The 17331-nt window shown below is 67.4% G+C and carries 8 protein-coding genes; 2 read left to right on the forward strand and 6 right to left on the reverse strand.

Annotated elements, in window-relative coordinates; translation table 11 throughout:
• Positions 1–122: 122 nt before the first annotated feature.
• The 3 genes from FMP39_RS00180 to FMP39_RS00190 form a co-directional block, all read right to left on the reverse strand.
• Positions 123–545, reverse strand: coding sequence for a hypothetical protein (locus tag FMP39_RS00180; protein WP_141588030.1), 423 nt, complete (start codon positions 543–545; stop codon positions 123–125).
• Positions 542–1435 (reverse strand): dihydrodipicolinate synthase family protein, encoded by an 894-nt coding sequence (locus tag FMP39_RS00185; RefSeq protein ID WP_141588031.1) that lies wholly within the window; start codon positions 1433–1435, stop codon positions 542–544. Before FMP39_RS00185 ends, FMP39_RS00180 begins: the two co-directional genes overlap by 4 nt.
• A 180-nt stretch (positions 1436–1615) precedes the next feature.
• Positions 1616–2398, reverse strand: coding sequence for an aldolase (locus tag FMP39_RS00190; RefSeq protein ID WP_141588032.1), 783 nt, complete (start codon positions 2396–2398; stop codon positions 1616–1618).
• A 438-nt stretch (positions 2399–2836) separates the two neighbouring features.
• Between FMP39_RS00190 and FMP39_RS00195 the strand changes: the two genes are divergently transcribed.
• Positions 2837–4009: an ankyrin repeat domain-containing protein gene (locus FMP39_RS00195; RefSeq protein WP_194858171.1), complete on the forward strand. Its 1173-nt coding sequence runs from the start codon at positions 2837–2839 to the stop codon at positions 4007–4009.
• 111 nt (positions 4010–4120) lie between these two features.
• On the opposite strand, the gene FMP39_RS00200 is transcribed toward FMP39_RS00195, so the two are convergent.
• From FMP39_RS00200 to FMP39_RS00210, 3 genes are all read right to left on the reverse strand, one after another.
• Positions 4121–6103, reverse strand: coding sequence for an ATP-binding protein (locus FMP39_RS00200; protein WP_186817988.1), 1983 nt, complete (start codon positions 6101–6103; stop codon positions 4121–4123).
• 122 nt (positions 6104–6225) lie between these two features.
• Entirely contained in the window at positions 6226–13662 is a 7437-nt protein-coding gene (locus FMP39_RS00205) for a HAMP domain-containing protein (RefSeq protein WP_141588034.1), read from the reverse strand.
• A 199-nt stretch (positions 13663–13861) separates the two neighbouring features.
• Complete coding sequence (locus tag FMP39_RS00210) at positions 13862–14746, reverse strand: hypothetical protein (protein WP_141588035.1); 885 nt, start codon at positions 14744–14746, stop codon at positions 13862–13864.
• 121 nt (positions 14747–14867) lie between these two features.
• Between FMP39_RS00210 and FMP39_RS00215 the strand changes: the two genes are divergently transcribed.
• Positions 14868–17177, forward strand: coding sequence for a TonB-dependent receptor (locus tag FMP39_RS00215; RefSeq protein ID WP_228557512.1), 2310 nt, complete (start codon positions 14868–14870; stop codon positions 17175–17177).
• Positions 17178–17331: the final 154 nt, after the last annotated feature.

Here is a 17331-nt window from a genome sequence, read left to right on the forward strand (position 1 = left end):
TCGCGCGAAGGGTAATCACCCATGGAGGCCGCCCACCTCGGCGCCTGCCCGGCCCTACCTCCCCCTTGCTGGAAGGGCAGCCGGCAGGCGCCAGGCAGGCGAGCATTACGAGGCACGGCCGCTCATGGCGCGCGTCCCTCGCCGAGCGCTGCACCGACGAGCAGCAAGAGCGTCGAGCCCAGCTCGCCGACGACGAGCAGCGCGACCCCTGGCCCCGTCACGAGGTTGCGCTGCGTGAACATCGTGCGCTCGGTCCGGCGAATACCGTGGAACGCGTACACCACGAGGGTCACGACGAAATAGAAGTACGCCGTCCAGAACGCGCCTCGGTTGAGCGTGGCAGAGAACGCGCTCGCTGCCGCGAGATGACCGAGCACCAACGTCGCGCTCGCGTAGAGGAGCGACGCGCGATGCAAGATGTCGACGTACATCGGGGCCCGCCGTTCGGGGCTGCGCACCATCGCGCGCCACTTCCAGACACCGGAAGCCATCCCCACCGCGAGCAAGGCGCCCGCGGCGAGGATGGAGGTTCCCTCTATCCTCATTCGCCGGGAATGACTTCGAGCCCGACGAGGATTCGACGGAGCTCCTCGACACGCTCTGCAGGGAGCGCCTGCAGGGGCGCGCGGAGCGGCCCGACAGACGTCCCCTGTAGCTCGAGCGCCGCCGAGATTGCACGCGGGAGGCCGTGAGCGACGATGAATTGCAGGAAAGGAAGCTGCCGATAGAAGCTCTGACGCGCTGCCGCGACGTCACCTCGCTGGATGGCGTCGTAGAGCTCGATGTTGAGCTTCGGGATGATGTTGGGCGCTGCGGTGCACCAACCGCGAGCACCGGCCACGAAGGCGGCCAACGCGAGCGGATTGCTCCCATTGTAGAACGCCACATCCTCTCCGCAGAGCTGGACGAGGCGGTGCATGCGGTTCACGTCGCCGGTGCTCTCCTTGACCATCGTGACGTTCGGGATCTTCAGCAGCCGCGAGATGACGTCGGGGCTCAGGTCGAGGCCACCCGTTGCGGGGTTGTTGTAGACCGCGATGGGGATGGCGATGCGCTTCGCCACCGTCTCGTAGTGGGTGATGATCTCCGCGTCGCTCAGCTTCCAGTAGCTCATCGGGATGATCATCACCGCGCTGGCACCGAGCTTCTCGGCGTGCTTCGCGTGGTGGACGGTGCGCTCGGTGGTGAGGCTCGAAACGCCGACGAGCGTGGGTACGCGCCCGGCGACCCGCTTGATGACGATTTCCGCAACCTGCTCCCGTTCGTCATCGGAGAGGTACGGCAGCACGCCGGTGCTGCCGAGCGGCGCGATGGCGTGGACACCCGCCTTCACCATGTCGTCAACGATCTTGCCGAGGAGCACCTCGTCGACACGTCCCTTCGACGTGAACGGCGTGATTGGGTACGCGACGATACCGCGAAGCAGCGCGCTCATCGTGCTCCCCCCGCCGCCTCGTGGCGCATCTCGATGTCGATGTAACGGTTCGCTGTCATGTGGGTCTCCAAGCCTGCCGTGCGCGTCGTTGCGCACGGTTCGTTCGTGTACCGGGCGGCTGGACCCTGAGCGACCCCCAGAAGAGAAAGAACGAAGGGTCCAGTGCTGCGTGCATGCGGCTCAAGCCAAGGCGTCCCCGTGCTTCTTCAGCACTCGGCGTGCGAAGTAGGCGAACGTGATTGCGCTGCGCGTGGGCCGCAAGATCCAGTCGTGCGCTTCCCTTCCCAGCTTCTCCGGTATGGGCTTGATGTCGCCCGCCGCAGAGGCGAGGAGCTGCAGGCGAGCCGCCCTCTCGAAGAGCTCGGCGAGCACGCACGCCTGCTCGATGCTATCGCCGGCCACCAGTTGACCGTGATGGGAGAGGACGAGCGCGCGCTTGGAGCCGAGCGCCTTGGAGATGATCTCCCCCTCCTCGTTGCCGACCGGCACCCCCGGCCAGTCTTTCAGGAAGGCGCAGTCATCGAAGAGGGGGCACATATCCATGTGCGAGACCTGCAGGGGGACCTCGAGCATGGAGAGCGCGACGATGTGCGTCGGGTGCGTGTGGATGATGCAGTTGACGTCGGGCCGCGCCTCGTAGACCCAGCTATGGAAGCGGTTCGCCGGGTTGGCCATCCCTTTGCCTTCGAGGACCTCGAGGTCGCTGTTGACGACCAGGAGGTTCGACGCGGTGATTTCGTCGAAGCCAAGGCCCAACTGCTGCGTGTAGTAGGTGCCGGGCTCCGTAGCGCGAGCGGTGATTTGCCCGGCCAACCCTGAGTCGTGGCCGCCCTCGAACAAGATCCGGCAGGTCAGCGCCAGCTTCTGACGCACGGTCCAGTCACTCTGGCCGAAGGTGGTGTCCATCTGCTTCTTCGCTTTTCCGACCAGCTCCTCCTTCGTCTGCGTAAAGGTCTTCGACATCTCAGCTCCTCGTTCGTGTTGGTGGGCGTCGCTACGCAACACGGGTGTAAGGGCATGCTGGCCCCCGTGCATCATCCAGAACAGAAACGACTACGGGGCCAGTTGGCCGAGCCCAGGGACGGTGCTCCCGAGGACATTCGCGACCGCGAGGACCGCGCCGACGAGGGCGCGCGTCGCGGTGCGCGGCGGAGAAATATCGAAGTGGGGACATTCCTCCCGGGACGTCGAGGGCGACTGCGGACCGCCCATCACGACGAGCAACTCGATGTCATCCACGGAGCGCGAGGAATCCGTGGGCTACCATGAGTCCCCCGGCCATTTTCTCTCCACGCGCCATTGGACACGCGACCGTGGCAGCGTGGGAGCATCTCCCTAGAAAAGCGCGGCCATTCGCCGGTGCATCAGTCCATCTTCGTTCACACTTCGCAGGAAACCTCCGTGTCCCAAGCCTTGCTCGAAGCCATTGCCCGCGGTGATGCCGCCGCGGTCCGCTCCCTCGCCGCCACCGCGGACCACACCCTCCGCGACGAATTCGGACGTCCAGCGCTCAGCGCGGCGGCGTCACGGGCGGGCACCGCGGATGTCGAAGTCCTCCGGGCCCTGCTGGACACGGGCGCCGACGTAAACGCGGTGCAAGGGGAGGACAGCGACGAGGAGACGGGCTGGACGGCGCTGCACCACGTCTGCCTCCAGGGTACGTTTCCGGATGCCATCCATGCGGCGCGGCTGCTGCTTGAGCGCGGCGCCACCCCGAATGGCAACGCCAGGGATGGCGGCTTCTCTCCACTCTTCTTCGCGCTGAAGACGCACCACCTGGGCATCGCGGAAGCGCTGCTGAAGGCGGGGGCCGACGCCAACGCCCCGTTCAAGACGGGCAGGCCGGTGCACTCGCTCATCCACTTCTATCGTGAGCGCAAGATGGGGAACTATCAGCCGGGCGCGGTCGAAGCGATGGCGATCGACGCCGTCAAGCTGCTGCTCGCGCACGGCGCCGACGCGACGGCACGCGACGAGCAGGGTGAGTCCGCGCTGGCGAAGGCACTTCTCCACAAGTTGCCGGCGGAGTTCATCCTGGCGCTGGTCTCCGCGGGGGCGCCGTTGGATGAGCGCGTGGACCTGGGCAAGAAGCCGGCGACGCTCCTCGTCTCGCCAGCGGCCATGGCGATTGGCCTGGGCCAACCCGTGGAGGTGCTCGTGGCCATGCTGAAGCGAGGCATCGACACGGCGCAGCCCACGGAGCCCGACGCGCAGAACCTGCTGCACTACGCCGCGATGAAGCGCGACGACGCGGTGCAGAGCATCCTTCAGCTTCGGCCCGAGCAGGACGTCAACCCACGGGACGACAGCGGCGCCACGGCGCTGTTCCTCGCCGCCTGGAAGGGGCTGAGCGCGAGCGTCTCGGCGCTGCTCGGACGGGGAGCAAACCCAGACCTGGCGGACGAGGGCGGCAACACGCCGCTGCACACCGCGGCCCGCAACGGACACGCCGAGGTCATCGAGTTGCTGCTGACGGGCGGTGCCGATGCGCGGCTGCGCAACGCGGCCGGTGAGAGCGCGGCGGACCGTGCCCGCCAGCAAGGCCACACGAAGCTGGCGGAGCGGCTGAGCTGAGCCTCTCCCCTCCAGCCAGGCCCTGAGCGCGAAAGGCGCCGGAGCGTCACGGAGGCAGCCCCCGACGCCCTTCCGCTGCACGGACGCCGGGATACTTCGCGTGGGACGCGCTCAGTTGGTGGAGCGCGTCGCCGCGTCCGGATGCACGCCGCCGGTAGGCGCCTCCGTCTCGCGCGGCAGCCAGACGTGGAAGGTGGACCCCTCCCCCGCCACGCCCGGAGACTCCACCCAGATACGGCCGCCGTGCTGCTCCACGATGCCCTGGCTGATGGTGAGCCCCAGGCCCAGGCCGCCGTACTTGCTGCCGTGCGCGCGGCCGAAGCGCTCGAAGATGAGCGCCTGCTTCTCCTTGGGGATTCCCACGCCGGTGTCCGTCACCGACAGGTGGACGCCCTCGTCGCGCTCCCCCTGCACCCGCACCCACACGGGCCCGCCCTCGGGCGAGTAGCGCAGCGCATTGGACAGCAGGTTCGTGAGCACCTGGTCCAACCGGCCCCGGTCCCACGTCCCCTCGAGCTGCTCCGACGCCTCGACGTGGATTTCATGGCCTTGCGACAGCACCGCCATGCGGTCCCGCGTCTCGTGCACCAGATGGCTCAGGTCGAACCGCTCCAGCTCCAACGACAGGCGCCCCGCCTGGAGCCGGCTGATGTCCAGCAGGTCCTCCACCAGCTTGGCCATCCGGTCGATTTGCCGGTTGATGATTTTGAGCGACTTGCCCGGCCCGGCCTCTGTCTCACCACCCAGCTTCAGCAGCGCCAGGTGCGCGTGGCCCTTGGCCGCGGCCAGCGGCGTACGCAGCTCGTGGCTGGCCGCCGCGAGGAAGGAATCCTTCGCCTCGCTGGCCAGCCGCAGCGCCGTCTCCGCCCGCTGCCGCTCGGTGATGTCGCGCGCCACGGAGATGAAGCGCCCGGGACCGCCGTCCGCCGCCACGTACTGGAGCACCACCTCCACCGGCACCTCCGAGCCATCCCGCCGGCGGTGGCTGGTGGAGTACGTCTGGCTGGGCAACGTGCCGCTCACCAGCGGCGCCAGCAGCTTGCGGAAGCCGGCCTCGTCGAAGGCGCTCTCCACCTCCAGCACCGACAGGCCCACCAGCTCCTCGGTGCTGCTGGCCAGTTGCTTGGCCGCGCCCGCGTTGGCGTAGGTGAGCGTCAGCGAGTCCGGGGAGAACATGAGGACGCAGTCCAGCGTCGCGTCCAGCGTCGCCTTGAAGCGCCCCAGCGCCTCCTCCGCCCGGCGCTTGTCGTCGATGTCCGTGGCCACGGCAATCCAGCCGGCCAGCAGGCCATTCTCGTCCCGCTCCGGCACCGCGCGCGCCAGGTGCCAGCGGTACACGCCGTCGAAGCGGCGCAGGCGGAACTCGCGCTCCACGCGCTGTCCCATGCGGATGGCCTGCGTCCACACGGCGCGCATGGCCTCGCGGTCCGCCGGGTGGACGAACTCCAGGAAGGTGTTGAGTGACAGCGGCTGGTCCACCTGGATGCCGGTGTAGTCCCGTGAGGCGCGGTTGGCGTAGGTGAAGCTGCCGTCCGAGCGCGCCGCCCACATCACCTCCGGCAAGGACTCCGTGAGCCGCAGGTGGCGCAGCTCGCTCTGCCGCTCCAGCGCCTCGCGCTCGCGCTGCCGGAGCAGCGCCGCCTGCCGCTGAATCTGCTGCTCCTTGAGGAACAGGTCCACGAAGACGCTGACCTTGGAGCGGAGGATTTCCGGATCGAACGGCTTGAGCAGGTAGTCCACCGCGCCGTGCGCATAGCCCTTGAAGACGTGGGCCGCGTCGCGGCTGAGCGCGGTGAGGAAGATGATGGGGATGGTGCGCGTGCGCTCGCGCTGCTTGATGAGCGTGGCCGTCTGGAAGCCGTCCAGCCCCGGCATCTGCACGTCCATCAGGATGACGGCGAAGTCGCGCTGAAGCAGGAACTTGAGGGCCTCCTCACCGCTGGTGGCCTTCACCAACTCCTGCCCGAGCGGCTCGAGAATGGCCTCGAGCGCGAGCAGGTTGGACGGATGGTCGTCCACCATCAGGATGCTCGCCCGGGGCTGGGAAGCCCTTTCCTGATTGCGGTCCGCGGAGATGTGTTCGCTAGGCGTCATTGAAGTCGGCGGATGAATCTGCCCCGGTCCCACCTGTTCTCAAGGTGGAAGAGGCTAGGCGTCCCCTCGACCGGACCCAAGCCCGGAAGAGAGGCGCCGTACGGTAACCATCACTCAGCGAATCAAGCCGTCACCCACAGACGGATGAGCTCCAGAAGCTTGTCGGTGTCCACCGGCTTGGGCAGGTAGTCGCTCGCGCCGGCCGCCATGCACTTCTCCCGGTCGTCCTTCAGCGCCTTCGCCGTCACCGCGATGATGGGGAGGCTGGAGTACTTGAGGTCCTTGCGGATGGCCCGCATGGTCTCATAGCCGTCCATCTCCGGCATCATCACGTCCATGAGGACGATGTCGACGTCGCGGTGCTGTTCGAGCATCTCGATGGCCGCGCGCCCGTTCTCCGCGAACACCACCTGCATGCCGTGGTTCTCCAGCACGCTGGTGAGCGCGAAGATGTTGCGCATGTCGTCATCCACCACCAGGACCTTCTTGGCGGACAGCTCCGCGTCCTTCTCGCTGCGCTGCGCCAGGGCGGCGCGGGCGCGAGGCGGCAGGTTCTGGTCCAACCGGTGGAGGAACAACGCCGTGTCGCTGAGCAGCTGCTCCGGACTCTTCGTCCCGCTCTTGAGGATGACACTGCCGGTGTAGCGGCGCAGCCGGGCCTCGTCCTTGGGCGTCAGCTCCTTGCCGGTGTAGATGACGATGGGCAGGTCTCGGAAGCGGTTCTGTGTCTTGACCTCCTCCACCAGCCGGATGCCGTCGGTGTCGGGCAGCATCAGGTCGATGACGACGCAGTCGAACTCGCCCGTCTCCAGGTTCTGGAGCACCTCCTCGCCGGTGGCCACGGCCGTCACCTCGACATCGCCGCCTTCGCTGAGCAGCTTCACCAGGCTGTCGCGCTGGACGTCGTCGTCCTCCACCAGCAGCAGCCGGCGCTCCTTGCGCTCCAGGAAGCTGGCCAGCTGGTTGAACACCCGCTCCAGGCCCTCCTTGCTGACGGGCTTGGTGAGGTAACCGAAGGCGCCCTGTGAGTTGCCCTGGTTCTTGTCCATGACGCTGATGACGTGCACGGGGATGTGGCGCGTGCGCGGGTTGCGCTTGAGCCGGTCCAGCACGCTCCAGCCGTCCACCACGGGGAGCTGGATGTCCAGGGTGATGGCGTGCGGCTGGAACTCGTTGGCCATGGACAGGCCGGTGTCGCCGCGCGTGGCCACCAGGGCCTTGAAGCCCTTCTCCCGCGCCATCTGCACCATGATGCGGGCGAACTTCACGTCGTCCTCGATGAGCAGCAGGACGCGGTCCCCTTCGCGGATGTGGTCGCGGTCATCCTCCACGGCGACGGGCGTCAGCAGCGACTCGATGGGCGGCGGCAGCGCCGCGTCCAGCACGTGGCCGCTGTCCACCACCGGCGGCGCGGGAGGCGGCTCCGCGCGCGGCGACTCCGGCACCGGAGGAGGCGGCAGCCGGGGCGGAGGCTCGTACGGGGACGGAATGGACGGCAGGCCCTCCTCCTCCGGACTGATGTACTCGGGCGGCAGGTAGAGGGTGAAGGTGCTGCCGCGGCCGGGCTCGCTGGTCACCTGGATTTCGCCGCCCAACAGCTTGGCGATTTCGCGGCTGATGGACAGGCCCAGGCCCGTGCCGCCGTACTTGCGCGCGGTGGAGCCGTCCGCCTGCTGGAACGCCTCGAAGATGAGGCGCTGCTTGTCCCGCGCGATGCCAATGCCCGTGTCCGACACCGCGAAGCCGAGCACGTACCGCGAGCGCCGCAGAATCTCGTGGTCGAAGTGCGTGCCGACCTCGGCCAGCTTCACCTTCAACTGGACGCTGCCCTCGTCGGTGAACTTGAAGGCGTTGGACAGCAGGTTCTTCAGCACCTGCTGGAGCCGCTGCGGGTCGGTGCGGATGTGGCGTGGCGCGCCGGGCCCCACCTCCACGGTGAAGGACAGGCCCTTCTGCTCCGCGACAGGGAGGAAGCTGCGCTCGATGAACTGATTGAGCTCCGTGAGGACGATGTCCCGCGGCTCCACCTGCATCTTCCCGGCCTCCACCTTGGACAGGTCGAGGATTTCGTTGATGAGGCTGAGCAGGTCTCCGCCGGAAGCGTAGATGGTGTTCGCGTACTCCACCTGCTTGGTGCTGAGGTTGCCGTCCTTGTTGTCGGACAGCAGCTTGGCCAGGATGAGCAGCGAGTTGAGCGGCGTGCGCAGCTCGTGGCTCATGTTGGCCAGGAACTCGCTCTTGTACTTGGAGATGACGGTGAGCTGCTCGGCCTTCTCCTCCAGGCTGACGCGGGCACGCTCCACCTCGTTGTTCTTCTCCTCGACGCGGCGGTTCTGCTCCTCCAGCAGCGTCGCCTTCTCCTCCAGCTCGATGTTGCTGCGCTTGAGGGCCTCCTGCTGCTGCGTCAGCTCCTTGGACTGGCTCTGGAGCTCCTGCGTCAGGTCCTGCGACTGGAGCAGCAACTGCTCCGTGCGCATGTTGGCGATGATCATGTTCAGCACCACGCCAATGGTCTCCGTGAGCTGATCCAGGAAGATTTGGTGGATGGCGCTGAACGCGTGGAAGGAGGCCAGCTCGATGACGGCCTTCACCTCGCCCTCGAAGAGGACGGGCAGGACGATGATGTTGAGCGGCGCGGCCTCGCCCAGCCCGGAGGAGATGGTGATGTAGTCCTCTGGCACCTGGGTGAGCAGGATGGTCTTCCGCTCCAGGGCGCACTGGCCGACCAGTCCCTCACCGAAGCGGAACCGGTTGGCGATGTGCTTGCGCTCCCGGTACGCGTAGGTGCTGGTGAGCTTGAGCAGCGGCGTGCCGGCCTCGGCGCCGTCCACCAGGAAGAAGGCACCGTGGTGCGCGGAGACCAGCGGCGTCAGCTCGCTCATGATGAGGCGGCTGACGGCGTCCAGGCTCTTCTGGCCCTGCATCATGCCGCTGAACTTCGCCAGGTTCGTCTTGAGCCAGTCCTGCTCCTGGTTCTTCTGCGTCGTCTCACGCAGGTTGACAATCATCTGGTTGATGTTGTCCTTCAGCGCGGCGACCTCGCCCTCCGCCACGACGGTGATGCTGCGCGTGAGGTCACCCTTCGTCACCGCGGTGGCCACGTCGGAGATGGCGCGCAGCTGGCTCGTCAACGTGCCGGCCAGCTGGTTCACGTTGTCGGTCAGTTGCCGCCACGTGCCACGCGCACCGGGCACGCGGGCCTGGCCGCCCAGCTTCCCTTCGATACCCACCTCGCGGGCCACCGTCGTCACCTGGTCGGCGAAGGTGCCCAGCGTGTCCGTCATGTTGTTGATGGTCTCCGCCAGTGCGGCGACCTCGCCCTTCGCCTCCACGGCCAGCTTCTGCGTCAGGTCGCCGTTGGCCACCGCCGTCACGACCTTGACGATGCCGCGCACCTGCGTGGTGAGGTTGGAGGCCATGAAGTTCACGTTGTCCGTGAGGTCCTTCCACGTCCCCGCGACGCCTGGCACGCGGGCCTGACCGCCCAGCTTCCCTTCGACGCCCACCTCGCGGGCCACCGTGGACACCTGCTCGGCGAAGGTGCCCAGCGTGTCCGTCATGTTGTTGATGGTCTCCGCCAGCGCGGCGACCTCGCCCTTCGCCTCCACGGCCAGCTTCTGCTTCAAATCGCCGTTGGCGACGGCCGTCACGACCTTGACGATGCCGCGCACCTGCGTGGTGAGGTTGCGGGCCATGAAGTTCACGTTGTCCGTGAGGTCCTTCCACACGCCGGACACGCCGCGCACTTCGGCCTGACCGCCCAGCTTGCCCTCGGTGCCGACCTCGCGAGCGACGCGCGTCACCTCCGCGGAGAAGCTGTTGAGCTGGTCCACCATGATGTTGATGGTGTCCTTCAGCTCCAGGATTTCGCCCTTGGCGTCGACCGTAATCTTCTTGGACAGGTCGCCATTGGCCACCGCCGTGGTCACCAGCGCGATGTTTCGCACCTGCGCGGTGAGGTTGGAGGCCATGCTGTTCACGTTGTCCGTGAGGTCCTTCCACGTCCCGGCGACGCCGGGCACCGCGGCCTGGCCGCCCAGCTTGCCGTCCGTCCCCACTTCCTTCGCGACGCGCGTCACCTCGGCGGCGAAGGCGCGGAGCTGGTCCACCATCGTGTTGATGGTGCTCTTGAGCTCCAGGATTTCGCCCCGGGCCTCCACGGAGATTTTCTGTGACAGGTCGCCGTTGGCGACGGCCGTCGTCACCTTCGCGATGTTTCGCACCTGGTCCGTGAGGTTTCCGGCCAGCACGTTCACGTTGTCCGTGAGGTCCTTCCAGGTGCCGGCGACGCCGGGCACCGCGGCCTGACCGCCCAGCTTCCCTTCGGTGCCGACTTCCTTCGCGACGCGTGTCACCTCGGAGGCGAAGGCACGGAGCTGGTCCACCATGGTGTTGATGGTGTTCTTGAGCTCCAGCACCTCGCCCTTCACGGAGACGGTGATTTTCTGCGACAGGTCGCCGTTGGCGACGGCCGTCGTCACCTTGGCGATGTTCCGCACCTGGTCCGTGAGGTTTCCGGCCAGCACGTTCACGTTGTCCGTGAGGTCCTTCCACACGCCGGACAGGTCCTTCACGTCGGCCTGACCGCCCAGCTTGCCCTCGGTACCGACTTCCTTCGCGACGCGCGTCACCTCGGCGGCGAAGGCGCGCAGTTGGTCCACCATGGTGTTGATGGTGCTCTTGAGCTCCAGCACCTCGCCCTTGGCGTCGACCGTGATTTTCTTGGACAGGTCACCATTGGCCACGGCCGTGGTGACTTCAGCGATGTTTCGCACCTGCGCCGTGAGGTTGTTGGCGAGCAGGTTCACGTTGTTGGTGAGGTCCTTCCACGTGCCCGCCACGCCCGGTACTTCCGCCTGGGCGCCCAGCTTGCCTTCCACGCCCACCGTGCGCGCCACGTCCGTCACCTGCTGCGCGAAGATGGACAGCGTCTGCGTCATCGCGTTGATGGTGTCCGCGAGCGCGGCAATCTCGCCCTTGGCATCCATTGTCAGCTTCTGGTTCAGGTCGCCGTTGGCCACCGCCGTCACCACGCGCACGATGCCGCGCACCTGCGTGGTGAGGTTGACGGCCATGAAGTTCACGTTGTCCGTGAGGTCCTTCCACACGCCGGACACGCCGCGCACTTCGGCCTGACCGCCCAGCTTCCCTTCGGTGCCGACTTCCTTCGCGACGCGCGTCACCTCGGCGGCGAAGCTGTTGAGCTGGTCCACCATGGTGTTGATGGTGCTCTTGAGCTCCAGCACCTCGCCCTTGGCGTCGACGGTAATCTTGCGAGACAGGTCACCCTTGGCCACCGCAGTGGTGACTTCAGCGATGTTGCGGACCTGGTCGGTGAGGTTGTTGGCGAGCAGGTTCACGTTGTTGGTGAGGTCCTTCCACGTGCCCGCCACGCCCGGCACCACCGCCTGGGCGCCCAGCTTGCCTTCCACGCCCACCGTGCGCGCCACGTCCGTCACCTGCTGCGCGAAGATGGACAGCGTCTGCGTCATCGCGTTGATGGTGTCGGCCAGCTCGGCCACCTCACCCTTGGCCTCCATCTTCAGGCGCTGGGTGAGGTCACCGTTGGCCACCGCCGTCACCACCTTGGCGATGCCGCGCACCTGGGTGGTGAGGTTCACGGCCATGACGTTCACGTTGTCCGTGAGGTCCTTCCAGGTGCCGGACACACCGCGCACCTCGGCCTGGCCACCCAGCTTGCCGTGGGTGCCGACCTCGCGCGCCACGCGCGTCACTTCCGAGGCGAAGCTGTTGAGCTGGTCCACCATGGTGTTGATGGTGTTCTTCAGCTCCAGGATTTCGCCGCGCGCGTCGACCGTAATCTTCTTGGACAGGTCGCCATTGGCCACCGACGTCGTCACCAGCGCGATGTTGCGTACCTGCGTGGTGAGGTTGGAGGCCATGTAGTTCACGTTGTCCGTGAGGTCCTTCCACACGCCGCCCACGCCCTTCACGTCGGCCTGGCCGCCCAGCTTGCCGTCGGTGCCCACCTCGCGGGCGACGCGCGTCACCTCGGAGGCAAAGGCGCGGAGCTGGTCCACCATGGTGTTGATGGTGTCCTTGAGCTCCAGCACCTCGCCGCGCACGTCGACGGTGATTTTCTTGGACAGGTCGCCCTTGGCGACGGCCGTCGTCACCTCGCCGATGTTGCGCACCTGGGCCGTGAGGTTGTTGGCCATCAGGTTCACGTTGTCCGTGAGGTCCTTCCACGTCCCGGCGGCGCCGGGCACCTGGGCCTGGGCGCCCAGCTTTCCTTCCACCCCCACCGTGCGCGCGACGCTGGTCACCTGCTGCGCGAAGACGTTGAGGGTGTCCGTCATCGCGTTGAGCGTGGCGCCCAGCGCGGCAATCTCACCCTGCGACGGCACCATCAGCTTCTGGGTGAGGTCGCCGTTGGCGACGGCCGTCACCACCTTCACGATGCCCCGCACCTGCGTGGTGAGGTTGGAGGCCATGAAGTTCACGTTGTCCGTGAGGTCCTTCCACGTGCCGGACACGCCGGGCACCGCGGCCTGACCGCCCAGCTTCCCTTCGGTGCCGACTTCACGCGCCACGCGCGTCACTTCGGAGGCGAAGCCGTTGAGCTGGTCCACCATCGTGTTGATGGTGCTCTTGAGTTCGAAGACCTCGCCGCGCGCGTCCACGGTGATTTTCTTGGACAGGTCGCCGTTGGCCACCGCCGTGGACACCTCGGCGATGTTGCGCACCTGGGCCGTGAGGTTGTTGGCCATCAGGTTCACGTTGTCCGTGAGGTCCTTCCACACGCCGGACACGCCGCGCACTTCGGCCTGACCGCCCAGCTTGCCGTCGCTGCCCACCTCGCGCGCCACGCGCGTCACCTCGGCGGCGAACGAGTTGAGCTGGTCCAGCATCGCGTTGACGGTGGTGCCGATGCGGAGGAACTCGCCCTTGACGGGCTGGCCATCAATCTCCAACGCCATCTTCTGGGTGAGGTCGCCCTGCGCCACGGCCACCAGCACGCGCGCCACCTCCGTGGTGGGCTGCACCAGGTCGCCGATGAGCGAATTGATGGAGTTGATGCTGTGGGCCCAGTCGCCGCGCACGTCGCCCAGTGACACGCGCTCGCCCATGCGGCCCTCGCGGCCGACCACACGCTCCACGCGGACCACTTCCTGCGTCAGGGTGGCGTTGAGGGACACCACGGCGTTGAAGGCAGTGGCAATCTCCTCCATCACCGGATCGGCGTCCCCGCCAGGCAGCCGCACGGAGAAGTCTCCGCCGTGCACCGAACGAAGCGCGGCGAGCAGGGGCTGCAGCGGATGGCCGCCGCGTCCCTGGCCACGCGGGGTGGACGCGCGAGCGCCACGGCCCCGGCCGTTGCGGCGGGCGGGCTTCGGCGCCGCCACTTCGAGGTCGGCTGGAGAGGTGGAGCGGGTTCGTCCTCGGTCACCGCGCAAGCGGTTGGCCGCGGGGTGCTCGGAAGGGGCCACCTCGCGGGTGGGCGCCTCCGGTCGGGAAGTGCCGTTCCCCGAAGGCTTGCGCGCGGAGGCACGCTTTCGGCCGTTGGATGGGGACTGGGGAACCTTGGTGTCGTCCACGCGAGAAACCTCTGATCGGGATGAACGCTGCTGGCTGCGCTGAGCGGCGCCCGGGCTGGCGCGAATCTCCAGGGAGTTCGCGGGCTTGTCGATTCAATGCAGGTCCCGCGGAACCCTGAGCGTTCACCAATGAACGCAGTGATTCAGAGGCCCGGACCGCCCGTGAAAGGCACCCGGCGCCGCACCTCCTACCAACATCTCAGGGGGCAGGGGCCGTGCACGGAAATCCGTCGCAGCCGTGCACATAGAGGGGCCGTCCGAGGAGCCTCCGAGCAGGCTCCCCTGGCGGGCGCTGCGCCGGCTCGTACCTTGCGGTCTGGAGATCCACGACGAAAGCCTGCTCGTCCCCCTGGGCGCAGGCGATCAGGACGCGCTCCGGGCGCTCGAGCCACCACAAACCCGCTACTTCACACGGCAACTCCACGGGGAGCGGAGTGAGGGTTCGCGCTTCGTAGAAGCGGAGCGAGGCCTCGTCGAGCACGGCGGCGAAGGTGCCCTCCGCTCCCACGGACAGCCGTGCTTCCGCCCCGGATACCGGCACCTGTCCCAGCACCGCTCCGTCAGGCGCCACCGAGACGAGCTGCCCCTCCGCGTCGAGCGCCAGCACCCCGTCCCCATGGCTGACGAGTGATACTGGGGAGAAGTCGCCCATGCGCATGGGCTCGGCACCGTCGTCGCGCCAGAGCTGTCCGGCCTGCGACCACCAGAGGCGATTCTCCCGGTCGAAGGTGACGGCGCGTACGCCCGCCAGGGGGAACCGCTGGGAGCCCTCCGGCAGGGAACAGACCGCCATGGCCTGGGCGCCGTAGACGGCGGCGCGCGAGGCATCCGGCGAGACGGCCCAGCCCAGCAGGGGGCGTTGCAGGAGACGGGCGAGACAGTGGTTCAGCGCGCCGAAGTGCGGATCCGAGGTGGGCGCGGAGATGAGGTAGGGCAGGCTGGTGGTGGCGACGTAGATGAGCAACCCGAGCGCGGCGGCGGTGGCCATGGTGAGCGGCCATGGGCCGGCTCGGCGCAGGCGCGCCTCCTTCGCGGAGGCGCGCGCCGCCTTGCCTCCTGACACCGGACTCTCGCGTCCACTCACGGCGGCTCCTCGCGGCGGTGTTCCTGACCTTGCCGGGTGGCGGTATCAACAGCGGCCCGGCGCCACGTCCCAGTTCGTTTCCCCACGACAGCACAGAACGGGGCCGAAGGGTGGCCGTGCCATGCTGTTCTGGAGGGGAGACAACGCCCGCATGGTGGGGGAGAAGGCGCTGCGAATCGTGGGAGTCGCCCTGGCCGCGTTGCTGACGGCCGGTGCGGCGGAGAATCCACGGAGTGCCATTCTGGGCACGGTCATCGATGCCCAGTCACGGCAGCCCCTCGCGGAGGTGGTCGTGACGGCGAGCCTGTCCGCGCAGGGCGGTGAGCGCATCGCCGTGACCCAGCCCGACGGAAGGTATCGGATTCCCGACCTGCCCCCGGGCGACTACACGCTCCGCTTCGAGCGCGAGCTGTTCGAGCCCTACTCCCTCCCCCTCTCCGTCAGTGAAGGGCGCGCCTTACGCGTCAACGTCGAGCTCCAGCCGGCGGAGCCAGGAGAGACCGTTGGATTGTTCTGCGGAGGCCCAACTGTCGACACGAGCAGTTCGACACTTCGGTTCATCCAGTGGCGAGAAGGCGCCTCGCGCGTTCCGGTCAGCCGCCCAACGAAGTGGGCTGGTGCCATGCGCACCTCGGACAGCCTCGCGGAGTGGGCCCCCGGCACGGTGGACAGAGTGGACGGACGGTCCTTCAGCGGTGCCACTCCCTTTGAAAACGAATACCTGCTGGATGGGCTTTCGACTCGCGATCCGACCACGGGCCGCAACCTGCTCCCGCTGAGCCAGGAACTGGTCAGCGACATCAGCGTGCTCACCGGCGGATACCTGCCGGAGTACGGACGTACCACGGGCGGTATCATCGACCTGAAGCCAGTGGTCATCTCCCATGAGCTGCATGGTGAGGTCTTCGCGAACTGGGCACCGGGCGCGCTGGAAGGGGCATGGAGGCCCGCGACAGGCCCCCGCCCCGCCGTCTCCTCGGACGGCGCGCTCCGTCACCTGGGGGATTTCGGCGGGACACTGGGCGGACCGCTGCTCAAGGACCGGCTCTGGTTCTTCGCGGGCATCGTCCCCGCGCTCAGCCGCGTCGAACAGGACGCCGGCTTCATGGACCAGCGCAGCCTCCAGGCACTGGCCAGGCTGACGTATGCCCTCAAACACAGACATTGGACATCGCTGACGGTTGTCACCGCTCCCGCGTTGATGCGGGGGATGGAAGGCGCGCAGGCTCCGTGGGCGGTGGACAGCGACACGGTCATGACCGTGCTCGCCTACAACGCCATGGTCCTCGACGGTCGCGTCACGCTCGATGCCAAGGCGAGTTGGCTGGGCCACGATGTCACCCGCCTGTCGCCTGTTGGCCCTGCGAGCGTCGACACGGACCGATTCCAGGCGAAGACGCAGGCTTCCTATTGGCTGAAGGCCCTGGGACACCATGCGCTGGCAACGGGCCTGGAGCTCGAACATGTCGTCCAACGCCCATCGCAGGCCGCCGACATCACCAGCAGCCACTTGAGCGGGTTCGTGCAGGACCGATGGACCTTGAGCGACCGGCTCACGGTGAATGGAGGTCTTCGCTACGACGCGCAGTTCCTCGATGCGGACGTGCGTGGGAACATGACGCATCACCAGCTCTCACCGCGATTCGGGCTCGTCTTCGACCCCGGTGGGAACGGCCGGATGAAGCTGTTCGCGCACGCCGCGAAGTATCAGGGGATGGTTCCCCTGGGGTTGCTCACGCCGGACGCGCGCATCGCTTCGCGGCTCGGCCCGACGTCGTCTTCCGAGTTCGTCGCGGGCGCGGAGCATGAGCTCTCGCTGTTCGCGAAGGCGGGTGTGACCTACACGCGCCGCCGCCTGGATGATGCGCTCGCGACCACTGCGGACGACGGGGCGGGCGGGTTCCTCATCGTCAATCCCGGCGCGGGCCCTGCTGCCAGCTTGCCGAAGGCAACGCGCACCTATGATGCCGTCACGGTGGAGCTTGGCCGCAGCTTCTGGGACGGCTGGCAGGCCCAGCTCCGTTACACATGGTCTCGGCTCCATGGGAACTACACAGGCCCCTTCGGCACGGATGGCGGACGGCCGCTGTCACAGTCGCGATTGCTCGCAGCGGACCGGCCCCATGTCTTCAAGGCCTTTGCATCCAAGGATTTCACGCTCACGCGGAGGCTCACGCTCAACGCGGGCCTCGCCTACCTGGGCGCCGCTGGGGCACCGCCCGAAGCGGGCAGCATGCGGACGTCGTGGGTACACACCATCGATGCCCAACTGAGCGCGCGCTACGGCACTGCCGACCAGCACATCGTGACGCTGAGCATCGACGCGTTCAATGTGCTCAATTCACAAACTGTTCTCCGAGAGGAGACGTTGCTGCCCTTGCGGTACCAGACGCCACGACAGCTCCGCCTCGGGGTTCGCTACGCCTTCTGAGGCAGACCTCCTCCGGCCGAGGGTGCCGGCTGCTGTTCGGAAATGTCGGGACTTTTGAGCGGCGAATGTCCCGACATTTCCGAACAGCAAGCTCTGAAGCCCGTCCAGGGCCGGGCTCGCCACGCGCTCATTCGTTTGGGCGCCGGAGTCCCCA

Origin of the sequence: Myxococcus sp. AB056 (genome assembly GCF_006547365.1) — a bacterium.
Taxonomy (GTDB): Bacteria; Myxococcota; Myxococcia; order Myxococcales; family Myxococcaceae; genus Myxococcus; species Myxococcus virescens.

Excerpts from the sequence above, each read along its gene's own strand:
- FMP39_RS00180 (WP_141588030.1), bottom strand. The coding sequence starts at position 545 with ATGAGGATAGAGGGAACCTCCATCCTCGCCGCGGGCGCCTTGCTCGCG.
- FMP39_RS00215 (WP_228557512.1), top strand. The coding sequence starts at position 14,868 with ATGCTGTTCTGGAGGGGAGACAACGCCCGCATGGTGGGGGAGAAGGCG.
- FMP39_RS00190 (WP_141588032.1), bottom strand. The coding sequence starts at position 2,398 with ATGTCGAAGACCTTTACGCAGACGAAGGAGGAGCTGGTCGGAAAAGCG.
- FMP39_RS00185 (WP_141588031.1), bottom strand. The coding sequence starts at position 1,435 with ATGAGCGCGCTGCTTCGCGGTATCGTCGCGTACCCAATCACGCCGTTC.
- FMP39_RS00200 (WP_186817988.1), bottom strand. The coding sequence starts at position 6,103 with ATGACGCCTAGCGAACACATCTCCGCGGACCGCAATCAGGAAAGGGCT.